Consider the following 26024-nt stretch of genomic DNA (forward strand, 5'->3'; position numbering starts at 1 on the left):
GCGTGTTTTATCTTCTGCCAACCGGTAAGCATTGAACCGTTATTGCTTAAATAATACCAATTGCCGTCTTCATAAGTCCAGCCTGTCTTTACAGCATAATTATTATCAAAATAATAAGTTCTCTTTTCAGCAGATGGAGTATATTGTTCACCGTATACTTTTCCTGTATTTTCAGACGTTTTTGCCTCTAGTACTTGTTTATCTGTTTGTTCTAGCAAAGCACCATCTTGTCCAAAATAGTACCACTTCTGTTGAAGGCCAATTTCTAAGACTGGACGATTATTAAATAAATTATCACGATAACCTGTTCCATGAATTTCTACGTATTGCCAACCGACAACCATCTCTCCTCTATCACCAAAATAGTAAGTTTTACCGTCTATTTTATGCCAATAGATTGCTTTATGATCATCTTTTACATAATATTTTCTATTATCCTTATCAACAAATTGGCCACCTGTGGTATCCGCAAATACAGCATTTGTAGCTAGCAAACCAAAGAAAAATGTTGCTAGTGCGACTTGCATCATTTTTTTCAAAAGCTTCATTTGTATCTCCTCCAAGATTAAATCCACTCACCAGATGAAGCAAAGTTATAAACTTTACCATCGATAGTTTGGCTACCTGTAACCATTGCTCCATTTGAATTGAGATAATACCAGTTTCCATTGACTTGGAACCAACCTGTCTTCATATCGCCATTACTTGCATTGAGGTAGTACCAAGTTGAGCCGTCTTTCACCCAACCAGTTGCCATAGCTCCTGATGAACGGAGATAGTACCACTTGTTACCAAGGTATTGCCAGCCTGTTTTCATATCGCCATTTTCAGCATCTAAATAGTACCAAGTTGAGCCTTCCTGATACCAGCCAGTTGCCATAGCTCCTGATGAACGGAGGTAGTACCACTTGTTACCAAGATATTGCCAACCTATTTGCATTGCAGCAGTTGTTGGATCGAGATAGTACCAAGTTGAGTTATCATTGGTCCAGCCACGCACTAGTTCCCCAACAGTCAATCTATTGATACGAGCATCGAAGCCACCATCCTTCTGTAAATAATACCAGTGTCCCTCATCATGAACCCAACCAGTTTTTAAAGTGTGATAGCTACGCTGATCTTCAAAATAATAGACTCGTTTCTCTGCTGGACTATCATATTGTTCCCCATGATGTTTGTTGGTATTTGTAGCAGTTTTTGCTTCTAAAACTTGCTTACCAACAAATTCTTGTAGTACCCCATCTTGACCAAAGTAAAACCAATCTGGTCTAAAAGCAATATCTTGCCTTAGAGAAGAACCAATCGTAACCCCTTCGTGTGGAGCAGGTATATATTGCCAGCCGACAACCATCTCTCCAGATAAAGGATCAAAATAATAGTACTTACCATCAATCACTCGCCAGTAGGTTTCTTTGAGTTCCCCCTTCTTGTAGTAGGTTCTACCATTTTCTTGGACGAATTTCCAACCTTCTGAACTAGCATCATCCGCCAATACTGCACTTGTTGCTAGCAAACCGAAGAAAAAGGCTGATAATGCGATTTGCATCAATTTTTTTATTATTTTCATTAGACGTATCCTCCATAACTGATTATAGCAAAGACCAAACTACATATCAATATATAGAACATCCCTCAAAAAAAGCAGTTACAAAACTGCAACTGCTTTCTATTCTTGCATGGTGTAACCGACACCACGCACGGTTTTAATGTAGCTTTTTTGACCTTTTACATCAAGCTTGCTACGTAGATAACGGATATAGACATCCACGATATTGGTTTCAGTCGCACTTTCATACTTCCAGACACTTCCCAACAACTGCTCACGAGTCAGAACTTTCTTGCTTCCCATAAGAGTAACCAAAAGGTCATACTCACGACGAGTCAGAGCAATCATTTCCTCGCCACGATAAACGGTATGATGCTCCACATCCATACGCAGATTTCGGTAAGACGTTGGAACCTTCATATGACTACAGTGTTGGTCGATAAAGTCCCGACCACGGAAAATCGCTGAAATACGAGCTACCAGATTATCAATGATTACTGGCTTATAGATGCAAGAAACGGCAAAGCGTTGGATTGTCTCAAGCTGGTCTTGCAATTCTTCACGATGGTCCAAAACCATGATGACTGAGGCTGGCTTAGTCCGACTCAGCTTGTCTGCAAAATCCTGGGCTGTCATATCCCCCAGACGAGCATTCAATAAAATCAAGTCATAGTCTGTCTGAAGAGCCATGGAGAGGGCTTTTTGCCCCTCCTCAACCTGATCGACTCGGTATTGCTCTTTTTGGAGTTCCAAACTTAAAAAATGAGCTAGATTTCTTTCTTTCTCAAGTAATAAAATCCGTTTCCCCATGGCAGACCTACTTATTTTTCGTCATACCAAGAGTAGTGGAATGTTCCTTCTTTGTCTTTACGTTGGTAAGTGTGGGCACCAAAGTAGTCACGTTGCGCTTGGATCAAGTTAGCTGGAAGGTCAGCTGAACGGTAGCTATCAAAGTAAGTAATAGCTGCTGAGAATGTTGGCACTGGTACACCAGCTTGAACAGCAAGAGCTACGATATCACGCACTGCTTGTTGGTACTTAGCAGTAACATCCAAGAAGTACTCATCCAAAAGAAGGTTAGCAAGATCTGCATCACGGTTGTAAGCATCTGTAATCTTTTGCAAGAAACGAGAACGGATGATACAGCCATCACGCCAGATAGATGCGATGTCTGCAAATGGCAAGTTCCAGTTGTTTTCTTTAGAAGCTACACGCAATTGCGCAAAACCTTGTGCGTATGAAATGATTTTTGAGAAGTAAAGGGCTTGACGGATTTTTTCAATCAACTCAGCCTTATCTCCTTCGAATTTGAAGGCAGCTGGTTTTGGAAGGACCTTGCTAGCATGCACACGTTCTTCTTTGTAAGTTGAAATGTAACGTGCAAATACTGACTCAGTGATGAGTGACAATGGGACACCAAGGTCAAGTGATGATTGACTAGTCCATTTACCAGTTCCCTTGTTACCTGCAGCATCAAGGATGTAGTCTACGATTGGTCCATCTTGGCCTTCATCGTCTTTACGGCTCAAGATATCAGCTGTGATTTCAATCAAGTAGCTGTCCAATTCACCCTTGTTCCACTCAGTAAAGATTTCAGCCATATCTTCTGCAGAAAGGCCTAGCAAGTGTTGCATCAAGTCATAGCTTTCTGCGATCAATTGCATATCACCATACTCGATACCGTTGTGAACCATTTTCACATAGTGACCAGCTCCATCAGGACCGATGTAAGTCACACATGGTTTGCCATCTTCTGGTGCTTTAGCTGAGATTTCTTCAAGAACATCAGCAACCAATTCGTAGGCTTCTTTTTGTCCACCAGGCATGATAGAAGGACCTTCAAGGGCACCTTTTTCACCACCAGAAACCCCAGTACCGATAAAGTTGATACCTGAGTTTGCCAATTCTTCATTACGACGGATTGTATCTTTGTAGAAAGTGTTTCCTCCGTCGATCAAGATATCACCCTTGTCAAGGTGTGGAAGAAGGGCTTGGATAGTAGCATCTGTACCAGGTCCAGCTTGAACCATGAGCATGATACGACGAGGTTTTTCGATTGAGTTTACAAAACTTTCAACGTCATAGCTTGGTACAAAGTTCTTTTCAGGATGGCAAGCAATTACATCTTCAGTTTTTTCTTTACTACGGTTGTAAATAGCAACTGTGTAACCACGAGATTCAATATTAAGGGCAAGGTTACGACCCATTACGGCCATACCTACGACACCAAAGTTAGCTTTTGTCATTTGACACTCCTCTTGTTTAATTTGTTTTATTTTATCATTTTTACTTTTGAAAAGAAAGAATTTTGTAACGACTACTTAGTAGTCCAAAGCATCCGCATGTCCAGAACCATTTCCAACAAAGTATCCTGTCTTACAGTTAAGGGTAAAGAGATAGGTTCCATCTGGCTTGTAGAGGTTGTAATAACCATTGCCATTAACGATATTAACACGTTCAAGGATATATTGGTTACCAGTGATATAACCACGTGAGCGTGAAGTCGCTAGGATTTTTTCCAAGACACCATCCGCGAAATCCCAGGCAGAATTATTGCTATCATCAACAGCTGATTGATTGAACGGCACACGACTCGAAGCTCTCTGGAGGTCAACTCCAGAACTTGATAAACCGCCATGGCTATCATCACGTGCAGAAACTGAATTGTTTGATGAGACGCTTGAAGATGGACTTGTGTTGTCTGTAGCCCTCTCTGTTGATGCACTTGAACTTTCTTGACTTGAGCTTGAACTTGAAGGAGCTGTTTGTTGACTCTTACCTAGACTGATAGCCTTATCTAGCACTTTATCAATCTCCGTATTTCCAGTTTTAATATCTGTAAATTTAGCATCTGAATTAGCTTTAGCGTTAGTGTCCAAAACTCCATCTACAATAGCTGGCTTATCAAATTGAGCATTGACATCTTGAATGGCCTTGATTTGAGTTGCTAGACTATCATACTTAGATTTTGCAAGCGTATATTCACGACTACCTTCTAGCTTATCAAGCAAGGTTTTAAGTTGACTCAGTTTATCAAACTGGCTATTCTTCAAAGCCGTTTTGTTGCTATCTGTATAGAAGGCATCATATAAATTATTGAATTCTTCCACATCTGATTGCGTGTTTGTAGTTGATTGAGAAGTTTGGATTTCCTTGGTCGAACGAGCCACTTGACGATAAACATAATAACCAGTTCCAAGGATAAGAACCACTAAGGCTGCTAGAATACCATAAAGCACCCATTTCTTCTTACTATTTCCATCTTCACTATCTGTCACTCGATAAAGTGTTGGAATATCTTCAGTCTCAAATTCTTCTACAAGAGGTGCTTCTGAAACTCGTGTTAATTCTAAATCATCAAACTGACTCAATTCATCTTCTGGAGCTGGAGAAGTTACTCCTGTTCCCTCACGAAGCTCTTGAAGTAAATTATCTAGAGTCTGAGTCTCCTCTATCTCTTCTACCTCTTCTTTTTCAACTAAATCATCCTTGCTAAACTGACGCGTTTCAAACTTATCCGCCTCAATTTCATCTTTGTGTTGTTTCACATACTTGTCCAAGATAGAATCTCCAGGCAATACACCTGCTTCCACCTCTTCATTTTTTAGCATGGCTTCTCCAACCGTTAGCTCTTTGGCATCATCAAAATCAAATTGCGCTTCTTGATGTTCTGTTATATGACGATCATGTCTTTTCTTACTCATGAGTTTTCCTTCCTACTTTACTTCCTGACGTTTAACACGCTGACCAAAATATTGATACAAATCAACTTTTAAAGTTCCATTGTACAACTTGCGCTTCTTGTCCGCCTGACTGCCGTACTTGGTCTCAAAGGCTTCATCACTAGTTAGGATAAATTTGCTCCACGTTTTCAGCGGTGCAAATACTTGCCCCATCTCAGCATAGAGTTTGGTAACTCCTGCATCATCTGACAAGCGTTCCCCATAAGGTGGGTTAGAGATAATCACTCCATTGATTTTATCGGAACGCAAATCCTGCACGCGCATCTGCTTAAAGGTGATATCTCCTGCAACACCTGCTGCTTGAGCATTGGCCTTAGCAATTTCCACCATACGTGCATCGATATCGCAGCTCATGATATCTAGCTCAAGCTCACGATCTACTTTTTTGGCTGCTTCTGTGCGAACTTCTTGAATCAAGCGATCACTAATCCAGTTCCACTCCTCAAAGGCAAAGGAGCGACGAAGCCCTGGAGCCATCTTTCTGGCAATCATAACTGCCTCGATACAGAAAGTTCCTGAACCACAGGTTGGATCAATCAAGGGCTTGTCTGGATACCAGTTAGAGAGCTGCAAAATGGCTGCCGCCATATTTTCCTTGATAGGAGCGCCACCTTTTTCGGTACGATAGCCACGTTTAAAGAGGCTAGCCCCTGTCGTATCAATCATGACAGTTGCTATGTCTTTCAGAATAGAAACCTCAATCTTAAACTCAGGACCAGTTTCCATCAGAGGAACACCTTCTGGACGGGCATAGTATTTTTGCAATTTCTTGACAACGGCCTTCTTTGAAATAGCCTGAACACTGGGTTCATTGTGTAGTTTAGATTTCACACATTTGGCTTTTGAAATCGGGAATCGAGCTCCAAGTGGTAAATAATTTTCCCAATCTAGAGCGAAAACTCCCTGAAAGAGCTCCTCAAAAGTCTTAGCTGGAAAAGTTCCTACGATGATCTTGATACGGTCTGCTGCCCGAAGCCAGAGGTTGGTTTCGATAATGGCTCTCACGTCTCCTTGAAAACGAACACGCCCATTTTCAACCTGACAATCGTAGCCCAACTCTCGCACTTCTCGTCCCACAACAGCTTCAAGACCCGCCGCCATAGTTGCAATTAAATTAAATTCTTTTTTCATTTTACAGTCTTGTAAGACCTTTCTTTTGTACACTTTAAAAAATGAGGTTGAGAAAGATTTCTCAGCCCCAACCTATATGCAATTTTCTATAAGCCATGTTTTGTTCCAGAAGTGACTAGGACCACTCCCTTCGATAATCATCTGTCTACCACTAACAGCCTACAGCTGAAAGCAGTCAGAGTACTACGTTCGTTTCCGCGTACTCCATGCCCCGACCAAAATTTGGGTTGCTAGCTTGAGGGGTTTACCGCGTTCCACTCTCTCTGTTTCCAGAAAGACTCCGTCACTGTGGCACTTTCAAGCCTACTCTGACCTATCCGAGGACTTAGCCATTTCAACTGCCGTAACGATTTCTCGTCCCTAGGCTTATTGTTTCGCCTAGCACAAACACTACAGGCATCACAGCCTGTGCTAGCATGGACTTTCCTCATGAAAAGAAATTCTCCTCACGCGATTATCCAAAAATTGCACTTTTCAAATAAGCTCTTATAAATCAGAGTTATCCAAAATTTGTTTACCAAATACTTCTTTCTCAAGACGATTCAAACGTTTCAAAATATCAAAATTCGTCATAGAAGTTGTAGCTGTCATTTCAAGTGGTTCTGCTTGAACCGGTGAAGATTCAGGTTTGCGAGACAATTCTTCCTTCAACTCTGCAATTTCTTGACGGAGAGACTTGACTAAGGCAGCATAAGTTTCGTAGTCCTTGATGACATCGTCCAAAAATTCATCAACTTCAACCTTACTATATCCACGGACTTCACGTCCAAACTCTTGCTCAAAAATATCTTTTGCTGAAAAAATAATACTTGCCATCTCTCTCTCCATTCTCGGTTTCTAATAGTATTATTATATAAAAAAAGGCAAACAAAAATCAAGGTCAAAGGCTTACTTTTCAGAAAAATTTTCTGCTAGCTCATTTAGGTCTTCAAAGGTTAGCCTTTTTATACGATAACCTTCCTGATTTTTCATCAAATTGTCTATAAATTTTAATTTGGTCTCATTTTCTGGGTCATAGAAAAAATAAGCTAAGTCAGTATTTTTCAGCAAAAATCGTTGGTAGTCTCGTAGTTGCCCCATATGTTCATATTTAGGATAGGCATATTTGACAAAATCGACCTGCTTAAATTGGCTAAGTTTAAGCTGATTCGCTTCATTCCAATTTTCCCCGTGTGTTTCAAAATCAAAAATGGTCGCTAGGTTGAAATCATATTCTTCTTTCATTTCATTTGCGACATCAAGCACCCAAGATTCAAATCCCAAGTTTCCTGTAAAGACCAGCCATTTAATCCCTTCTTCTGCTAAATTTTCTAGATCACGGCGAATGGCTTTCTTTATAATTTTTAACCTGATATCTTTTTCATTAAATAAACCCAAGTCAAAATTAGAATATCCCATAATTAAAGCTGTAGTCATTTTTACACCTTTCTTTCTATTTTTATGGTATAATAGAGTGATGTTATTGTACCAATAAGGAGAAATATGGTCAACTATCCTCATAAAATTTCATCCCAAAAAAACCAAACATCCATTTCTCAACCAAAAAATTTCGCAAATCGAGGAATGACTTTTGAAAAGATGATCAACGCTACAAACGACTACTATCTGACGCATGGTATGGCAGTTATCCATAAAAAGCCAACGCCTGTTCAGATTGTTCGAGTAGACTATCCTCAACGTAGTCGAGCCAAAATTGTAGAAGCCTATTTTAGACAAGCTTCCACAACAGATTACTCTGGCGTATATAGAGGACATTACATTGACTTTGAAGCCAAGGAAACGCGGCAAAAAAATGCTATCCCAATGAAGAACTTCCATCTTCACCAGATTCAACATATGGAACAAGTTCTAGAACAGCAGGGAATTTGCTTCGTACTGCTTCATTTTTCTTCTCGACAAGAAACTTATTTGTTGCCGGCACTTGATTTGATTCGCTTTTATCATCAAGATAAGGGCCAAAAATCAATGCCACTTGGATATATTCAAGAATACGGATATTTAGTAAAGCAAGGAGCTTTCCCTCAAATTCCCTATCTCGATATTATCAAAGAACATTTACTAGGTGGTAAAACAAGATGAATAAACAAACCATTCTGCGATTCTTAAAGTATATTGGAATTACATTTCTTACCTTATTTATCGCATTATTTCTATTAGGTGGAGGTGTCTTCCTCTACTTTGTTAGCAAGGCTCCAGCCTTATCTGAAAATAAATTAGTTGCGACAACCTCTAGCAAGATTTATGACAACAAAAACGAACTGATTGCTGACCTTGGATCTGAACGTCGCGTAAATGCTCAAGCAAATGAAATTCCTACTGACTTAGTCAAGGCAATTGTGTCTATCGAAGACCACCGTTTCTTTGACCATAGAGGTGTTGATACTATTCGTATCATGGGAGCAGCATTAAGAAATCTACAAGGAGGAGGTCTACAAGGTGCCTCAACCTTGACACAACAATTAATTAAATTGACTTATTTTTCTACTTCAACTGCTGATCAAACCTTGTCACGTAAAGCTCAAGAAGCTTGGCTAGCCGTTCAACTAGAGCAAAAAGCAACCAAGCAAGAAATCCTAACCTATTACATCAATAAAGTCTACATGTCCAACGGTAACTATGGAATGCAAACCGCAGCCCAAAATTACTATGGAAAAGACTTGAAGGACTTAAGCTTGCCACAGTTAGCACTCTTGGCTGGAATGCCTCAAGCGCCAAACCAATATGATCCTTATTCCCATCCAGAGGCTGCTCTAGAGCGTCGTAACTTGGTACTTTCAGAAATGAAAGGGCAAAAATACATTAGTGCAGAAGATTATGAAAAAGCTATTAATACTCCCGTCACTGACGGTCTCCAAAGTTTGAAGTCAGCCAATAGTTATCCAGCTTATATGGACAACTACCTCAAAGAAGTAATCGACCAAGTTGAACAAGAAACTGGTTACAACCTTCTTACTACAGGCATGGAAGTCTATACTAATGTCGACAAAGATGTTCAACAACGACTTTGGGATATCTACAATACAGATGAATATGTCTCTTATCCAGATGATGACCTTCAAGTAGCCTCAACTATCGTAGATACTTCCAATGGTAAAGTCATCGCCCAACTTGGAGCTCGTCACCAAGCAAGTAATGTTTCATTCGGCACCAACCAGGCTGTGGAGACCAATCGTGACTGGGGATCATCAATGAAACCAATCACAGACTATGCTCCCGCACTTGAGTATGGCATCTATGACTCAACAGCATACATGCTTAAAGATGCTCCTTACAACTATCCAGGTACAAATATTCCTCTTTACAACTGGGATAAATCATATTTCGGAAACATTACCCTTCAATATGCCATCCAACAATCCCGTAACGTTACAGCAGTTGAAACGCTTGAAAGGGTCGGATTAGACCAGGCTAAAACTTTCTTAAATGGGCTAGGAATTGATTACCCAACTATGGTCTATGCTAACGCTATTTCAAGTAATACAACTGAATCAAATAAAAAATATGGTGCTAGCAGTGAAAAAATGGCCGCTGCCTATGCTGCTTTTGCCAATGGTGGTATCTACCACAAACCAATGTATATCAATAAAGTTATCTTTAGTGATGGTAGTTCAAAAGAGTTTTCTGATCAGGGTACACGCGCCATGAAAGAAACAACCGCCTACATGATGACTGAAATGATGAAAACAGTATTATATTCTGGTACAGGTCGAGGCGCTTATATATCTTGGCTCCCACAAGCAGGTAAGACGGGTACATCTAACTACACGGATGAGGAGATTGAAAAACACATCAAAAACACTGGCTATGTAGCTCCAGATGAAATGTTTGTTGGTTATACTCGTAAGTATTCTATGGCTGTATGGACAGGATACTCAAATCGTCTTACTCCAGTCATCGGCAGTGGGTTCACAGTTGCTTCTTCAGTCTATCGTTCAATGATGACTTACCTATCAGAAGATGACCACCCAGGAGATTGGACTATGCCTGAGGGCTTATATAGGAGTGGAGAATATGTCTTTAAGAATGGAGCTCGTCCTACATGGACTGCTCCTGCTACTCAACAAAGTTCTACACCTGCTCCTGCGAACCAGACTCCAGAGACTTCAACCTCTCAGTCAAGTGTAACGACACCAAACACAAATCCAAATTCAAATACAGTTACTCCCAATGCTGGAACCAATGAGAATACGGCGACACAACAACCAAGTACCAATCAAGGGCAGCCTAACCAAAATCCTCAACCAGCGCAACAATAAATTACTAACCACCCAAAAATTGGGTGGTTTTTCAATCTGTTCTTTGCTCAATCAATAATTAGATAATAAAAACCTGAGAAGGTCAATTGTACTTCTCAGGTTTTTTTGTTCTATACACTCTACTGGTTTAGAATACTGTTAAGAGAGAGTTTAATTGTCATACACAACTAATCTTTTTTACTTTTTGCTACAAAGATAGCAGATAAGGCTAGTCCAACGCTTGCCAAGAAAATAGCTGTTTCTGACTGTTTTTCACCAGTCTCTGGCAATCTCTTGTCTTCCTTAGCAACTTGAACTGGTGCTTCTGGAGTCTGAGATTTTTCTAACGAACTTAGCTTAAATTCTGGTTTTTCTACTGTCGGAGCTGGTTGGTCACCTACGGTTGATAATGGACCTGTGTAGGCTGGTAGCTCATGTTTCAAGGCCATAACGGAGTTAACTCCACCCTTGAACTCTGGTTTCTCTACCGTCGGTGCAGTTTGATCGCCCACGCTTGACAATGGCCCTGTGTACTCTGGTAGTTCGTGTTTCAAGGCCATAACTGAGTTGACTCCACCCTTGAACTCTGGTTTCTCTACTGTTGGAGTGGCTTGGTCACCTACTGTTGCTACTGGGCCTGTGTACTCTGGTAGTTCATGTTTCAAAGCCATAACTGAGTTGACACCACCCTGAAACTCTGGTTTCTCTACTGTCGGTGCAACTTGGTCACCTACGGTTGATAATGGACCTGTGTAGGCTGGTAGTTCATGTACCAAGGCTTCAACTGCATTCACACCACCTGTAAATTCAGGTACCTCAAGCACTGGTGCTGGTTCTTCACCCTTGCTTGATTGAACAGGTTCTTCTGTCAATTCTTGATAGAAGCTCGCCAATTCATAAAACTCAGCCTTGCCACCTTCCCATACCAGTTTAACATCTAGAAGAGAACCACCATTTCGGATAGCAAAGGTTTGGAGACTAGATGTAATGGCACCAAGATCTGTCCAACTCTCTTGACCATCCTTAAGTGTTCTCGCTTGAACTCGTGCTTTCGCGCCTTCAGGAAGGCTTGAAATGAGACGAAGATGGTTAGCATTAGTTGGTTCAGACAAGTGATAAACCATTTCTCCCTTATCTTGTTCTGCTTTGTAGCTAGTCAACACTTTTCCGTCTACGAGATTAGTATAGAAGTTCCCTCGGCTTTCGCCACCGTTTCCTTCTACAGTTGGATCATTAATTGGTTTGACAAATTCGCCATCATTGATCACCAATTCTGTAAATCCTACAAAACGAGCATCATAGTCAGCTGTATAGAGGACACGAATATAGTTGGCTTTGACTGGTGTCGTCAATTCACCCTCGATGTAACGATTTCCTGGCATCTTAGAATCATGTGTCCAACCATCTGTCAATGAATCATCGTGTGTACTATTGGCTACACCATCTCCCACTGTCACAACATCTGTCCAAGTTTTACCGTCTTTGCTGACTTGGATTTTACCATCACGAAGATAGTTTTGAGTTCCGTCTTGGATGTAAGCTCTGATCTTCTTGATAGTGCGTTCGCTACCAAGTTTCAAGGTTACATGGCCATCTTTATGGGCATAGTCTGAAAACTCAACGAAGTTGTTGTACACACCATCAAACAATTGATCGAGGTTATTAATCTTACGAACATCATTACTTCCGTATGTTGGATGAATACCCATAGTTGTAGATTCTAGTTTGGTTGGTTGCACTTCTTTAGTCGTTACAAGGAGAGAAGTTGATAGCAAGTCTTGTTCTTGATTTGTTTTATTAACAAGACGAACATAACGTACCAAGTGGGTTGCGACAGTTCTGTCTGTCAACTGGCTAGCTGGTGTCCATTCTTGAGCATTTGCAGAATACTCTAGACTGAGTGCTGGATTTGTTTGACCTTGGAGCTGGATGCTTTTAACTTGATGGATACGGTCAAGTTTCATGCCTAGATAGCTATTTGCAGGAAGTGTAGTGCCAGCTGGAATTTGAAGTTCATAACTGCCCAAGCTATCCACTACTGGTGTTTCCTTCAAGGCATCCACGTTGGTATCTGTTAAGTCGCTATTTCCAGAACGTGTCTCAACAGAGAAGTCTTGGATACGCCACCAAAGGTCACTTGCCTTGGTATTGCGTACTCGGATGTAACGAGCATTGATAGCTCTAGTCACTTCCTTAGTTTGTTCTCCTGATAGGCGATCTAACTCTTGCCATGCAGATCCATCTGTAGAGTACTCAAGTACACCTGCGGCAAGTTTATCGCCAGTTCCTTGACGAAGACGAACTTTAGTGACTGACTTGACTTCACCTAGGTCAAGTTGTGCCCAGGCATCTACTGGAGTCGTATTGCTGCCATCAGCATTTGCCATCATAGCTTCTGTATTATCTTTACCATCAGTAATTTGACTTGCTGATGTTCTCAATTTATAAACTAGATTTGAGCTGAGGCTAATTGTAGCAGTTTGTTGTTTACGAGCGTTCTCTACTGGACGATTTACTGCAATCTCGCGAACTGCAAACCAGGTGTCATCACGATCTTCTGTAGCAATCATACGTACTGCTTTAGCTTTGATGTTAAGATTTTCAAACTGAACAAGTGACTCATTACCAACATAAGTTGGTTCTTTCAAACTTACCCAATTATCTTTTTCATCTTGATACTGCACTTCAGCCTTACTAAAGGTATCACGTGGATTTGCCTGAGTTCCCATAGCAAAGGTCAATGTTTGGATATCTACCGGTTTGTTAAATTTCATACCGATATAATCACCTATCTTGATACTATTTGGTGATTTAATCAAAGCATGAGTTGCCAAGTCACCATCCGTTACTTCTGCCAAACCACCTTCTACACCTGTTCGATTGGTAATAAAGGTGCTGATGATTTGATCTGGATGCAAGACTTTTTGAACTTCAGACGCTAGAACTTCTTTCAAAGCTAGGATAAATGGACGGATATGTTGAACACCCAATTCAGCCTTTTCAAGATGGTCTACATAATGGAAGGTATGAGTTTGAGACTGTTCGTACAATTTCAAACCTTTATAGTAGCTATCCCAAAGTTTGGCTGCATCATTTGTAGCCATAGCCTCTGTTCCTGTTAGGAAGGCATCAAGGGCATTCATTTGGTCGATTGCATTATCCAACCAATAGTGGATCTGTGCAACCATTTTTTTATCACCTGATGCTTTATAAAGTTCAGCCGCTTCTTTAATCTTGGCAAATTCTGCACGCAAAGTTGCACGTTCTGCAGTTACATCCTGACCCGCTTTGAGCTTAGTCATGAAGTCTGTTAATTTTGGAGCCAATTCAACTGATTCTTCTAGTTTAACGACACGACCATCCATGTTTTGGTTGATCATATGCTTACCGAGTTCGCGGAAGGCTGCTGACACCTTGCTATCTTCAAAATGACCATTTTCAACAAAGTTGAAGGCAATGTCATTGAGTTTCTTAGCTTCTTCTTCTGATTTCCACTGTTTCCATGTATACTGAGCTCCAGCGAAGAGGGCAATCTTAGATGGTTCAGACTGTTGCATTGGGTTCAACATGATACCGGATAGCAAGCTTGGATCTACATTCGGATGAAGGAATTTCTCACCACCACCTAGAATCAAGTGTTGTTTAGAGTTATCTGTAACTGGCCAGTTCACCCAAAGTGATACTGGACGATAAGTTTTACCACCTGCAGTTAGATTGTTCTTGAGAGTTGATAAGAAGCCTTCAGAAACTTCACCCCAAATCTTACCACCCGTCAAAGTCATAGAGGTTGAACTTGGGAGATTTTCATTTAGAGATTTCAACTCTGCTTCACGCCCATTACCCCAATACTGACCTGGAACAAAGATCATTTCTTTGCGAAGACCGCTATAAGTTCCTTGCATTTCTGTCAACCAGTTGGTCATATCCTGCATCAAGCGGTTGTAGCTATTGTAGCCTCCAACTGGGCTTGGTGCATCATCGGCTAGAATACCAAATTCACGGACACCCACTTTCATCAACTGGGTAAATTTAGCCTTGATGGTTGCCAAGTCTTCTTGGTAATGCGCTTCATTACCAAATCGGATACGGTTGTTCATGAATGGATGGATGGTCCAAACATAGCGAGTTTTACTTTGATTTCCGACGCGAGCAAGTTCACGAATTTCAGCTAGTTTTTCTTCTGGGTAAAGTTCACGCCATTTCTTGTTGTGGTATGGATCATCTTTTGGTGCGAAGAAGTATTGGGTCAATTTCAAATCGCCACCAAAGCGCATGAGTTCAGCACGATCTGCATTAGACCATGGATTTCCATAGTAACCTTCGATGAAACCACGGTTCTTGATTGCAGCGTAATCTTCCACTGTCACATTGCGAAGAACTGGAACTTGACTTTCCTTGAGCATATGTTTCAAGGTTGTCAAACCATAGAAGACTGCATCTGTGTCTTTTCCGACGATGGAAATTGAATTGTCCTTGATGGTCAAAGCATAGGCATCAATCTTATCAAAGAGACCTGCTGAAACGTTAGATAAGTTTTGTTCTGCTTGTGTTCCTCGTCCATGTACTCCAAGATAGATATTAGTTGCGCCAGCAACTGCTGATTGACTAGTAGTGTAGGATACTTGATTGTCCTGTAAGACACTCTTCAAGCGATTACGAGTATAGACATCGAGTTGATCTCCCATTACCAGATTGACTTGCTTACGAAGAGCTGTGACTCCTTCTCCATAAGTCACTTTTTGTGGAGTTGGGAAAACCTTGTACTCTTTCTTGAGATAATCTGCGCTCTTGCTGGCAGCTGCAATACTATCTTCGCTAGCTGGTTTGCTTGCTGTGAATTGATCCGCCAGTTCAACTGTTCCATCACCTGTTTGCTCGACTTTTGGAGTTTCAGGTGTAGATGGTTGTTCTGGTTCTGGTGTTTCTTGTCCCTCTTTGATAGGTTTCAATAGATGAACTTCAGCTGCACTTGCAAAGCCCCCAACACCTGATAGAACTTTCAACTCAATCTTGTTGGTATGAACCGCTGCAAAGTTAACTGTTTTTTCTTGAGCGTTGTTGTCCCAGCTTCCTTCTGAAACCTTGACCATTTGGCCATCTTTTTGTGCGTAGATTTCGTAGCGAGTCACGACCCCATTTCCACCACCTGGCCGAGGAAGATAAGTCAAACCATTGACTTTTTCTGCTTCTTTCAAGGTCATAGAAAGAGTGTACGGAGCAGTATCACCAGTCCATTTAGTATGCCAAAAGGTATTTGGATCATTGTCAAAGGCTTTTTCAACAACTCCTTCAGTCGCTGTTCCTGGTGTTTCTTGACTAGTTGCAGAAACTGTGAAATGATCTGTTGGAATCAAACGAGGATTTACAAATGGTTTATCTGACAACTCTGCACTATGTAAAATCCCTTTGAACCCACCGATGCTTTCAAGCGGTAGAACCAAGCTATTGTGAGCAAAGCGAGGGTGAGCTGGATTCGCGATACGTTCGATCTTCTCACCATCCACATAAAATTCCGTTGATTGTGGTTTGGTCACGATAGAGATTTGATAACGTTTATTCTTTTCAAGTTTTTTCTTGAATTGGATATGGAACTGTTCAAATTGATAAGCAAGATAGCCGTCTTTATCAGCTAGATAGATACGGTTGTCTCCACTTGTTGAGAAGGTTTGTTCACCGTCTCCAGTGACAGTTACATCAAACTTCAAGACATGACTTGGACCAACATCACCAGCTAATCCTTCGATACTACTGTCTTTGTCAAATGCTAAGCCTTGATCAGATGCTTTTACTTTCTTACTTGCATAGTTTTCCACTGTTTCAGGATTGATAGTAAACAAATCACTTTGATCAATCGTTCTGTCAGGATTTGACTGTGGCGCATAAGGGCTCGCTGGTAGGATACGTTCTGCAAAGGTCGCTGCCGCACGGTCAGATCCCCAAGTGCGTTCTGCAGTTGTTTGCATGCTCTTGAAGAAGCGTTTGAAGATATCATAAGATGTCAAACCTGTCTCATGAAGATCAATATTGTCATTCCAAACTGCGTGGCCACCACCAATTACATTTGGATTTGATGCTTCTAGAAGTGGACCATGACCTGTTCGGAAATCATTTGGTGTCCACCTATTATATTGTATTTCATAGTTGGCATAGTCACCATAAGCTGTTTGACGATTATCACCATTTGGTACACTATAAGTTGGAATATCTGTTATGTTGATAATCTTAGCTCCCTGAGCAATAGCTTCTTTTGGTTGCTGCCAGCCAATACTCCAGATATCAACTTCTACATCTTTCCAATCAACCGCTGTTTTACCTCGTTTCGCACTGAGTGATCCCCAAATACGTGGTGTTAAACCTTTCCCTTTAATGTATTTGATAAGGTCATTGACATAACGACGATAGCTTTCTCTACTTCCATAGTATTCATCCGTTCCGATATGAACAGTAGATACCCCATGAAGTGGTGCATCTGGACCATCAAGAAGTTTGTCATAAACTGATTTAACAAAAGCCAGCGTTTCATCGTATTTATTATCGAGGTCAAGCATGGCTACTCGCTCTACATTATGTTTACCTCTGTAATCGCTCAGGCTACCTTGATACATGAGGTCAGGGCGAACTTTGACAAATGATAGAGCATGACCTGGTGTGTCAATTTCAGGTACTAGATTAATATGCAAGGCCTTAGCAAGTTTAATCAGATTTTGCATCTCTTCTTTAGTATAGTGCTCATCTGATGTTAATTTTTGACCATTCTTACCGACAATATCTGTCTCTACACGGAAACCTGTCTTAGCATGTTCTAGAACATACTTAAGCTCTTCTTCTTGTGTTAAGTTCTTACCTGCCAAGTGTTCCTTTAGGAAGATATAGTTATCGTTGAGGTGCAACTGCAAGTCATTCATCTTGTAGTAAGCCATGTTGAGCATGATGTCTACAAGAGTGTCATAAGGTATAAATTTACGACCTGTATCTAGCATAAAGCCACGGTGACTGAAGCTTGGAAAATCACGAATTTCTCCATTTTGGAGATTGCTTTCCCCCATTTGAAGAAGAGTACGAGTTGCGTAAAAGGCTCCTGTGTTCGTTGCAGCTTCGATGGTAATGACACCATCTTGGATAGTGATGCCATAGCCTTCCTTACCATATCCCTTATTTTCAACTTTTTTAAATTCAATTCGTTTTTGAGCCTGCTTGTCACCTGTCGCAAGTTCCAATCCACGGCTTGCAAGGTCTGACTGGTAGAAGGTTGCTGCTTGTTCAAAGCCTGAATCCCCCGTCGCAAGAACTGTATCTGAAGTGATAGAAGATTGACCTTCTTTTCCATACCATTGTTGAACAGCTGGTGCTACTTTTGGTTTGACACCCACACCTTCATTCTGATGTAGCCCCTTGATGACTACTTCAAATTCTTTAGTAAAGGTATGTGAATCTTGGACTTGCTCCACCATAACTTTCACTCGTTGATCAGTCAAAGGTTTATAAATATGATTTTGAAGGTCAATCACACCTTGTTTGTTGCTACCGATAAGACTGACTTTTCCTGGTAGAGTTGGCAATACAAGAGACTGGCCGTCTTTAGCTACAGTCAATTCTGTAACCTGACGGATATCCGTTACCTTACTTGTATCAGGAATATTCGAATAAGCTCGAATTTCTTGAATACCAACGTTTCTCCAGCCCATTGTGCCCGCTTGATAGTCATTGATTTCTAACTTGAGATATTTAGCTTGAATACTATTTGCTAGGTCAACTTTCTCATCTAAAACAGGTTCTCCAGTCTTGGTATGAGCTAGTTTCCATTGTTTTTCTCCACTAGCATTTACATCATCTTGACCTGCATAGTAGAGGCTCCAAGATTTGATATTTGGATCATTTTGTCCCTTGCGGACACGGCGATCCCAATCAATCTCTACATGCCTAATAAGTGTAGTTTTTGGAAGAGTTAATTCGAAAGTTGGTTTGTTAATATTTGGATTTGTTGCCCAACGAGTATCAGGATCCCCATCTACTGCCTTGTCAGCAGTAAAAGGAGTTCCAGTTTCTGAGTCGTTTGCTTGGACAGTGACACCTTCTAAGTGGTTACGATCTTCTCTATCTTCAATTTGATTTTCAACCGGTTTGATTGTAGGTGTAGCTGGTTCTACAGGTTTAGAATCTGCTTTTGGTGTTTCAGATGGTTTCAAAGTTTCAGCAGGCTTTGGAACTGTTGGAGTTGTTTCTTCAGTTCCTGCAGGACTTGTTACTTCCGTATTTCCATGATTTGCTTCATGACCTGCATCTGCCGTTGCTGCTGATTCAGCTTTATTTAAAACAGCAGCTAAATCATCTGGTAACTTGTCTAAAGGCTGAGCTTGTGTGATTGTTCCTTCTTTCTCAGGTGTTCCAACTGTCTCTGCTGCTTGCACTACATTTGCACCAAAGATACTAGCACCGATCATTACAGAGGCTGCACCAATTGCAAATTTTCGAATACTATAGTGACAGCGTCTTTCAAAAAAATGTCTATCCATCTTTCTCCTATTCCTTTCTCCCGCTTATTAAAGTAAGCGGTCTCATTTCCCATTTGAAAATGGAGAGAACCTAGAGGTTCTCTCCAACTAAGTTATTTCTGTCTGAATCCTAGTTCCTGTAAGCTCTAAAATTCAGTCTTCTTTAATTTTCTTTACGTTTTGTTGCAAGGACAGCAGCAGATAAGGCAAGACCGACGCTAGCTAGGAAGATAGCTGTATCCGATTGACTTTCTCCCGTTTCTGGCAATATCTTCTTATCTTCTGTTGAAACTGAAGTTTTAGATTCTGAAAGTTTACCTTGGCCCAATTGACTAATCTGATACTCAGGTTTTTCAATAGTTGGTGCTGCTTGATCTCCTGCTGTAGCCAATAGTCCTGTGTAGGCTGGCTTTTCGTTTACCAAAGCTTCTACTGCATTCGCGTCGCCTTTATATTCTGGCAATTCATGAACTAAGGCTTCTACTGCATTGGCTCCACCTTTGTATTCTGGAACTTCATTGACAGCTGCTTCTACTGCATTAGCGCCACCTTTATATTCTGGCAATTCATGAACTAAGGCCTCTACTGCATTGGCGCCACCTTTGTATTCCGGAACTTCATTGACAGCTGCTTCTTCACCTGCTGTTCCAACTGGTCCTTTATACTCAGGTACATCAAGAATTGGTGCTGCTTCTTCACCAGCTGTTCCAATCGGACCTTTATACTCAGGCACTTCGAGAATTGGTGCTGCCTCCTCACCTTTGCTACTTGTAGGAGCATCTGGTTTCACAGTCTGATCTTGTAGTTGGTTGAGATATTCTGCAAAATAGGCAACCATTCTTTCAGTCAAGAGATGGTTATCCGTAGCATATTTCATGCTAGCTACTACACTTGCTACTTCCTCTTGATTTTCTTTGCTGGTCAATTTTTGAGCTTTCGCTAAAGCTGTTTCATAACCTGACAAATCAAGAGCTGTTTCTGCCACCTGTGGACGACTAAAAATCAACTCAGCAGCGGCTTGATATCTATCACCACCGTCTCCATAAGTCTTAGTACCTGTCAAAACGATTTTCTTAGCCTTGATTGTCTTACCAAAGTCAATGTCTTTTGGTTTATTGTTATCTGGCCAATCAGTTGCAGTGAAAGTATGTTCTTTACCAGACTCATCTGTCACAACCAGTTTCACATCTCGCAAATTACCATTTGATCCTGATCCGCGTGGCACATAACGGAAGCCTGTGATTTCTGTCGCTTCTTTCAAGACCATAGTTGCAGGTTTGCCAACATCTCCACCACTCCAAGACGTATGCCATAGACTTGATAAGTTACCATCAAAGGCATTTGCTAAATCTTCTCCCGCTTGCGCTGGAGCATTTAGACTTTCAAAGTCTTCTGCTACCAAGGCTGTTTTCTTCTGAACCAAAGCATTCTTCAGAGCATCAATCTTAGCAATTTCGGCACGCGCTTCTTCTACACTAATGTCATCATCTGCTTGGCTGAGGTTAAAGACAGCCTCCTTCAAGGCATCCATAGATTCCTTGGTATAGTTGGTCATGGCAACCGTTGGCAAATAGTTCTTCAGAGCATTTTCTGTCAACATCTTACCAGTTAGAGTGACTTCCTCAATTTGAAGTTTATCCATGATGAAGTCATTGTAACCACGGAAGTTCGCATTTCCACCAGAATCTCCACGAGTATTGCTTGCGTTACCAGTTGAGTAGATACCTACCCAAGTATCGCCTGTTTCTGCACCTGTTACGAGGAAGGTTACCTTCTTAGCTTTCTTAGAATCTGTCCAAGTATTTGGTAGTTCATGCATTTCCAAATTACTTGCTTGATTACCGCGACGTCCTGATTGGAATTCTCCCTTACCGACTACAAAGGCATAGGTATTGTCAGAGCCTGCTTCGTATTCAAAGGTTACACGATAAGTCTTACCAGCTTCAAAACGGAAGTTTTGAGGAATTGTTTGGTAAACCAAGTTACGACGGCTAACTAGTCCATTTGTCTTCAATGACCAATTTCCTTCGATAACATCATCGACTTTCTTACCATTCCAATCACGTTGGGTATATGGATCATGTTTTTCAGATAAGTGAGTGCGATTATCCTCAACTCCTTCGATACCACCAATTACAAATGGGAAAATACCTTGAGCAACATTTTCAAAGTCTTGTTTAAATGTTCCTTTACCTGTATCATGATTATCTCCGTACATACTTGAATTGTTTTCGAAGGTACGAATTTCATCAAAGTAAGTTGCTTCATCACCAGCTTCACGACTCAAAGTAAGAGTGACATTTGATACATCTGAACCTGTTGTAAAGAAGGCATACATGTTTTGGAAGTAACTTGTATCGTCAACTGTAGCATTGTCACGACGAGTATTATGGGCATAGGCCTTAACATAGTTAAGAGCTAGTGACTTATTGGTATAGCTAGTCACTTCTTTGTCACCAGTATTTACTGTGATACTTGCCTTAGCATTACTACGGTTATCAACACCAACATAAACGGCATACTTAGTATTGGGTTTCAAGCCAGTCAGTTTCTGAGTAAGGCTGACTGTGCTCTTGTTGCCTTGGATACGAAGCATTTCATTTGCGCCTTGTGATTTGACAATTTCTGCCTTAGAAGCATCTCCAGAAATAGTCCAGTGTTTCAAAGTTCCACTGTTAAATCCTTGGTCATAGATATGCATACCTTCACTCCATGACATTTCAGGATTGGTTTGTTTTGAACGGTAGAGAACATATGGTTGATTTGCAGTAAGATCAAGGGTAATCTTACCATCTTTCACAGCTACTTCCTGTTCTTCAGTCTTACCTTGGTCAGTTAGTTTATAAAGGTAAACCTTACTATTCGCCCAGTCGCTAGGAAGCGTCCAAGTTGTTGCACCAGCTTGCGTATTGAAGTAGTATATTTTTTCCTTATCAGTAGGAAGTTTCTTACCATTCGCATCCCAGTTCCAAGGAGTCAAGTAAGCTGAACCATCTTGGATGACACGTCCGTTGAGAGTTACTGTACGTTCACGGTATTGTGGACTATTGACATCGTTTGACTTACGAGTCACAACTACTTTATTGTTGTCAGCATCTACCAATTCCACTCGCATTTCTGGAGTCCATTTATAGGTGCTACCATTGTCAGACATTGTAACAGGTGTTCCATTTTCCCATTTGCTGACAGTGAAATGTTGGAAGTACTTGGTCATGACATCATGGGCAAACAAGTTAGTTACATAGCCATTGTAGTCGCTACGACCTTGCCAACCTTCAAAGTCTTTCATGCTGTAACCACCTAGAAGTGGATAGTTGGCTGCACCACCGTAACTTCTGTAGTCCCCAACCCAAGAATCTTTTTGGTGGTTACGGATAAAGCGCGTGATGGCACTGTTGATACCTTTATTAGTGTAGCCACCATAAGTCAAGTCAGCTGCCCAGTGTTGGAAGGTAGAATCGTATTCACCACCATGACCCCACTCAATCGCAAAGCGCCAGCCTTGTTTATTAATTTCTTTAGCAAGAACGTGGGTAGCCCATGCTCCATTATCACCTGATTGGCCATTGCCCCAAACGTCCACATAGATAAAGTCGAGGCCTTCACCAAGTTTATTTTTCAATTCTTCCCAGCGAGCTAAGCGTCCATGCGCCAAATCATAAGCAGCATCAATGTTGATACCTTGGTCTAGCCAGTTCCAACCATAGCTGTAGCTTCCATCTGGATTCTTACGAAGAATATTTTCGTTAAAGTATTTAGACTCAGGATAAGTTTCAGACGCGTTAACGTGAATACCTAGATGAGCTCCATATTTCTTCGCTTTCTCAATCAAAGCCTTGAAATCTTCAACTCCACCAATACGTTTACCAATATCAGCATAGTTCAAGTGACCAGAGTCATGACCTTCACTACCATATCCTTTAAGGAGAACACCTTGTCCAAGACCATCTGTATGGAGATTAATCTTCTTGATACCATCCAAGGTCATAAGGAATGGATTTTGTGCTTGAGAACCAAAGTTCATCGCAATACGATAAGCTGTGATATCCTTGACTTTTTCCCAACCTTGAGGGTTGTTCATGATGCTACGATAAGCAATGGCACCATCTTGCCAGTCCACTTTCTTATCCGCATTAGCATCTTCAGTGATTACAACCTTGGCACTTGGAAGTTCTTTGGTATATTCTGGGAAGACAATGCCCTTATAAGCTTTTTCCCATTGCCATTCAGAGCTATGAATTCCGACATAGTTAGCATTTCCGACTGTTTCTTTATAGGCTGTCAAACGAGTCCAGTCATTAGAGCCACCACCGTAGCTGTTTTGAGAATTACTCCAAACACCTGCAGCGAGCTTATCTGTAGAAACAAATCCATACATGTAACCCTTAGCCAAGTCCTTCATTGGATTGGTTACTTCAATATGATCATCCCCGCTGACATGCGTATTGTTTGACATAGTTGCCCCATCAAACTTAGCACCAGCTTGGTCACTTGAAACAGATACGAGGGCGTTACCAAGGAAACTAATTGTTGAGATTAATTTTCTCTCATCATCAATCTTTTGACCTGGAGTGACTTGATTGTGGTTGACAATCTTAGTTACATCAAAATGTAATTGATTGTCTACAACTTGCAGACGAACTGTCATATCCGCATTGATAAGATTAGCCTCATCACGGAGTTTCATTTCATATTCTGCAGTTGTTTCATTAATTTTCTTATAAGTAACCTCAGGAGTGATTTTATGGTTATTGATAAATACTTTATTGAACTGTTGAACCTGTCCTGGTAAAGTATGACCATTCAGCGTGTATTCCTTGACACGTGGAAAGGCTTGGTCAATCACCGCTTTTAGTACTTTAGACTGGATAGTATCATATGTCACTTTACTGTCATCTACTACCGCACCAGTTTCTTTTTCAGCAGTAGCTTCAGTATTTTGAACTCCATCCTGATTGTCAGTCTTAATATTTACAACTGTCTTTTCAGTACCATATGTACCAGCTTTAAGTAGGATTTTCTTTTCATTTTTAAGATTTTCATTAACAGCCGCTGGCAAAGTAACTGTATCAAAAAGTTTTACATCATTATTTGTTGCATTCAGCTGACCATCTGATTTTAAGCTAATAGTCAGATGATTCACTGAGCCATTTACTGGAGCTGCAACACGACCACCCTGATACCATGTGCTATTACCTGGTGTCTTATATTCCCAGAACCAACCTGATTTATCATATCCGACAAAGACATTATTGTTTGTATCTTTAAATTTTAAGAAGACACCAAAACGTGATTTTCCTGTTTCAGATTCTTCTTTGAAAGTGAGATCCACATTCGCATTCCCATTCGCATCCACAGTCAATCCTTGTTTTTCAAACAAGGCTGGTTTGCTGGCATTGTCATTTTGATCTGTTGAAGATAGCTTATTGTATCGGACACCATTTTCTTCACGAATGGCAACAGTCCCTTGTTGTTCTTTTCTTGCTACAGTTTGCCATTCTGGAGTGACTTCCTTTGGCGTCTCTGGCTTAGCTGTCGCTGGTTTTTCTTCTTTCGGCTTATCTTCTTTTGGCTTTTCTTCAACTGGTTTTTCAGTTTCCTCTAAATTCGCTGGTTTTGAACTAGAGATTCCCTTAATATGATCTTGAATCCACTTTAATTGAGCTGGAGAGAAAAGGATTCCTCCACTACGGACTCCAACCACACCATTTTGATGAACACCAATCAATTTACCATCCGTGTCAAAGATACCACCACCACTGGCACCTGGTTGACCTCCTTGGTAACCAACTCCTTGGACTCCTTCACCATAAGATTCAGCAAAATCAACAGCACTGTTAATAACTGGTGCTAACTTGCCAGCAGGATAGCCAAACATATTGACTTTATCCCCAACTTTCTTAACAACTGGCTTTTCTGTGACTTCTACAGGAGCATTTTCAAGAACTGTACGCAATCTCACAAGAGCCAAATCGTTCTTATATCCCTTTAGATAGCCATCTCGATCCCAGTGAATCACATCTTTCTTGCTAAATTTTACATCATCTAAACCAGGGTAGGATATACTAAAAATATCTCCATCCCCTTTATCATTATCCACAACCTTACGGATATTTCCATCTTGCTGATCCTTGATAAAGTTGTGAGAAACAGTCAAAACAAGATCCTTACCAATGACAATACCACTACCTTCTCCTGATGGAGTCTTAATCTTAACAGTAGCGCCATAGTTCAATTCTCCATTTTTTGTTTTGGCAACATCTTCAGGAACTAGACTACCAGTATCTTGTGCTAATTGATCTTTATTTACCTCTTTACCATTATCAGTAGCTTTTTCAACTTTACCTTCCAATTCTTTCGGCAACTTGTCGGTAGTTTCTTTGTTTTCCTTTTCAAGAGCTAGTAACTCTTCTTCAGTTTTTGGTCCATCCGTTGTTTCAGCAGAACCTGGATTTGCTGCTGCAGCTTCCTTATCGAACTCCCGTCCATTATCGCTCGCTTTTTTATCCAAATCAGCCAGCTCACTTGGCAAATTATCTGTTGAGCCAACTGTTGGTGTGTTAGCCAATACTGGAGCAGTAGCAAAAAAACTAGCCCCAATCATAACTGAAGCAGCACCTAGTGCAAATTTACGAATGCTGTATGTACAGCGTTTTTCAAAAAATCGTTTATCCATTAACTCCTAATTCCTTTCATCAATCTTCGTAAGCGTTTACATTTCTTGTTCGAAAAATACTCCTTTCTATCTGAAAAGTGCAATGCTTAACGTTTATAGATAAAAAATAATTGTACTTTCAATATAACAAATAATCTCAGATAAAGCAATAGAAAAGATAGGAAATGAGCAATTTTTCTTTCAATCCTCACACAATGTGAT

The 26024-nt window shown here is 40.8% G+C and carries 11 protein-coding genes, 1 other RNA gene and 1 pseudogene; 2 read left to right on the forward strand and 11 right to left on the reverse strand.

From position 1 onward, the window contains the following. The 9 genes and pseudogenes from QZ565_RS01740 to QZ565_RS01780 form a co-directional block, all read right to left on the reverse strand. Positions 1 to 548, reverse strand: a pseudogene (locus QZ565_RS01740) (N-acetylmuramoyl-L-alanine amidase family protein); the annotation flags it as partial. A 17-nt stretch (positions 549 to 565) separates the two neighbouring features. Then, on the reverse strand, positions 566 to 1567 hold the full coding sequence (gene cbpF, locus QZ565_RS01745) for a choline-binding protein CbpF (protein ID WP_295524593.1): 1002 nt from the start codon (positions 1565 to 1567) through the stop codon (positions 566 to 568). Positions 1568 to 1666: 99 nt separating this feature from the next. Continuing rightward, a complete protein-coding gene (locus tag QZ565_RS01750; protein ID WP_295524595.1) occupies positions 1667 to 2356 on the reverse strand; it encodes a response regulator transcription factor in 690 nt (229 codons plus the stop codon). A gap of 11 nt (positions 2357 to 2367) precedes the next feature. After that, positions 2368 to 3792: an NADP-dependent phosphogluconate dehydrogenase gene (gene gndA / locus QZ565_RS01755; protein WP_000158778.1), complete on the reverse strand. Its 1425-nt coding sequence runs from the start codon at positions 3790 to 3792 to the stop codon at positions 2368 to 2370. Between the two features lie 75 nt (positions 3793 to 3867). Continuing rightward, complete coding sequence (locus QZ565_RS01760) at positions 3868 to 5250, reverse strand: cell division site-positioning protein MapZ family protein (RefSeq protein WP_061864743.1); 1383 nt, start codon at positions 5248 to 5250, stop codon at positions 3868 to 3870. Positions 5251 to 5262: 12 nt separating this feature from the next. Further along, positions 5263 to 6420, reverse strand: coding sequence for a class I SAM-dependent RNA methyltransferase (locus tag QZ565_RS01765; protein WP_295524598.1), 1158 nt, complete (start codon positions 6418 to 6420; stop codon positions 5263 to 5265). A gap of 84 nt (positions 6421 to 6504) precedes the next feature. Further along, an RNA gene (rnpB, locus tag QZ565_RS01770) (RNase P RNA component class B) lies at positions 6505 to 6886 on the reverse strand. 20 nt (positions 6887 to 6906) lie between these two features. Further along, entirely contained in the window at positions 6907 to 7236 is a 330-nt protein-coding gene (gene gpsB, locus QZ565_RS01775) for a cell division regulator GpsB (RefSeq protein ID WP_185755641.1), read from the reverse strand. Between the two features lie 72 nt (positions 7237 to 7308). Then, a complete protein-coding gene (locus QZ565_RS01780) occupies positions 7309 to 7836 on the reverse strand; it encodes a DUF1273 domain-containing protein (RefSeq protein ID WP_295524602.1) in 528 nt (175 codons plus the stop codon). A gap of 66 nt (positions 7837 to 7902) precedes the next feature. On the opposite strand from QZ565_RS01780, the gene recU reads away from it, so the two are divergent. Together recU and pbp1a are read left to right on the forward strand one after the other, a co-directional pair. Next, positions 7903 to 8499 (forward strand): Holliday junction resolvase RecU, encoded by a 597-nt coding sequence (recU, locus tag QZ565_RS01785; RefSeq protein WP_295524604.1) that lies wholly within the window; start codon positions 7903 to 7905, stop codon positions 8497 to 8499. Next, complete coding sequence (gene pbp1a, locus QZ565_RS01790; RefSeq protein ID WP_295524606.1) at positions 8496 to 10676, forward strand: penicillin-binding protein PBP1A; 2181 nt, start codon at positions 8496 to 8498, stop codon at positions 10674 to 10676. The genes recU and pbp1a overlap by 4 nt, the downstream gene beginning before the upstream one ends. Before the next feature lie 167 nt (positions 10677 to 10843). On the opposite strand, the gene QZ565_RS01795 is transcribed toward pbp1a, so the two are convergent. Together QZ565_RS01795 and QZ565_RS01800 are read right to left on the reverse strand one after the other, a co-directional pair. Beyond that, positions 10844 to 19168, reverse strand: coding sequence for an SIALI-17 repeat-containing surface protein (locus QZ565_RS01795; protein ID WP_295524608.1), 8325 nt, complete (start codon positions 19166 to 19168; stop codon positions 10844 to 10846). Between the two features lie 142 nt (positions 19169 to 19310). After that, positions 19311 to 25823, reverse strand: a complete 6513-nt coding sequence (locus QZ565_RS01800; protein ID WP_295524610.1) for a SpGH101 family endo-alpha-N-acetylgalactosaminidase — start codon at positions 25821 to 25823, stop codon at positions 19311 to 19313. Positions 25824 to 26024 lie beyond the last annotated feature (201 nt).

The organism is uncultured Streptococcus sp., assembly GCF_915066115.1.
Lineage (GTDB): Bacteria > Bacillota > Bacilli > Lactobacillales > Streptococcaceae > Streptococcus.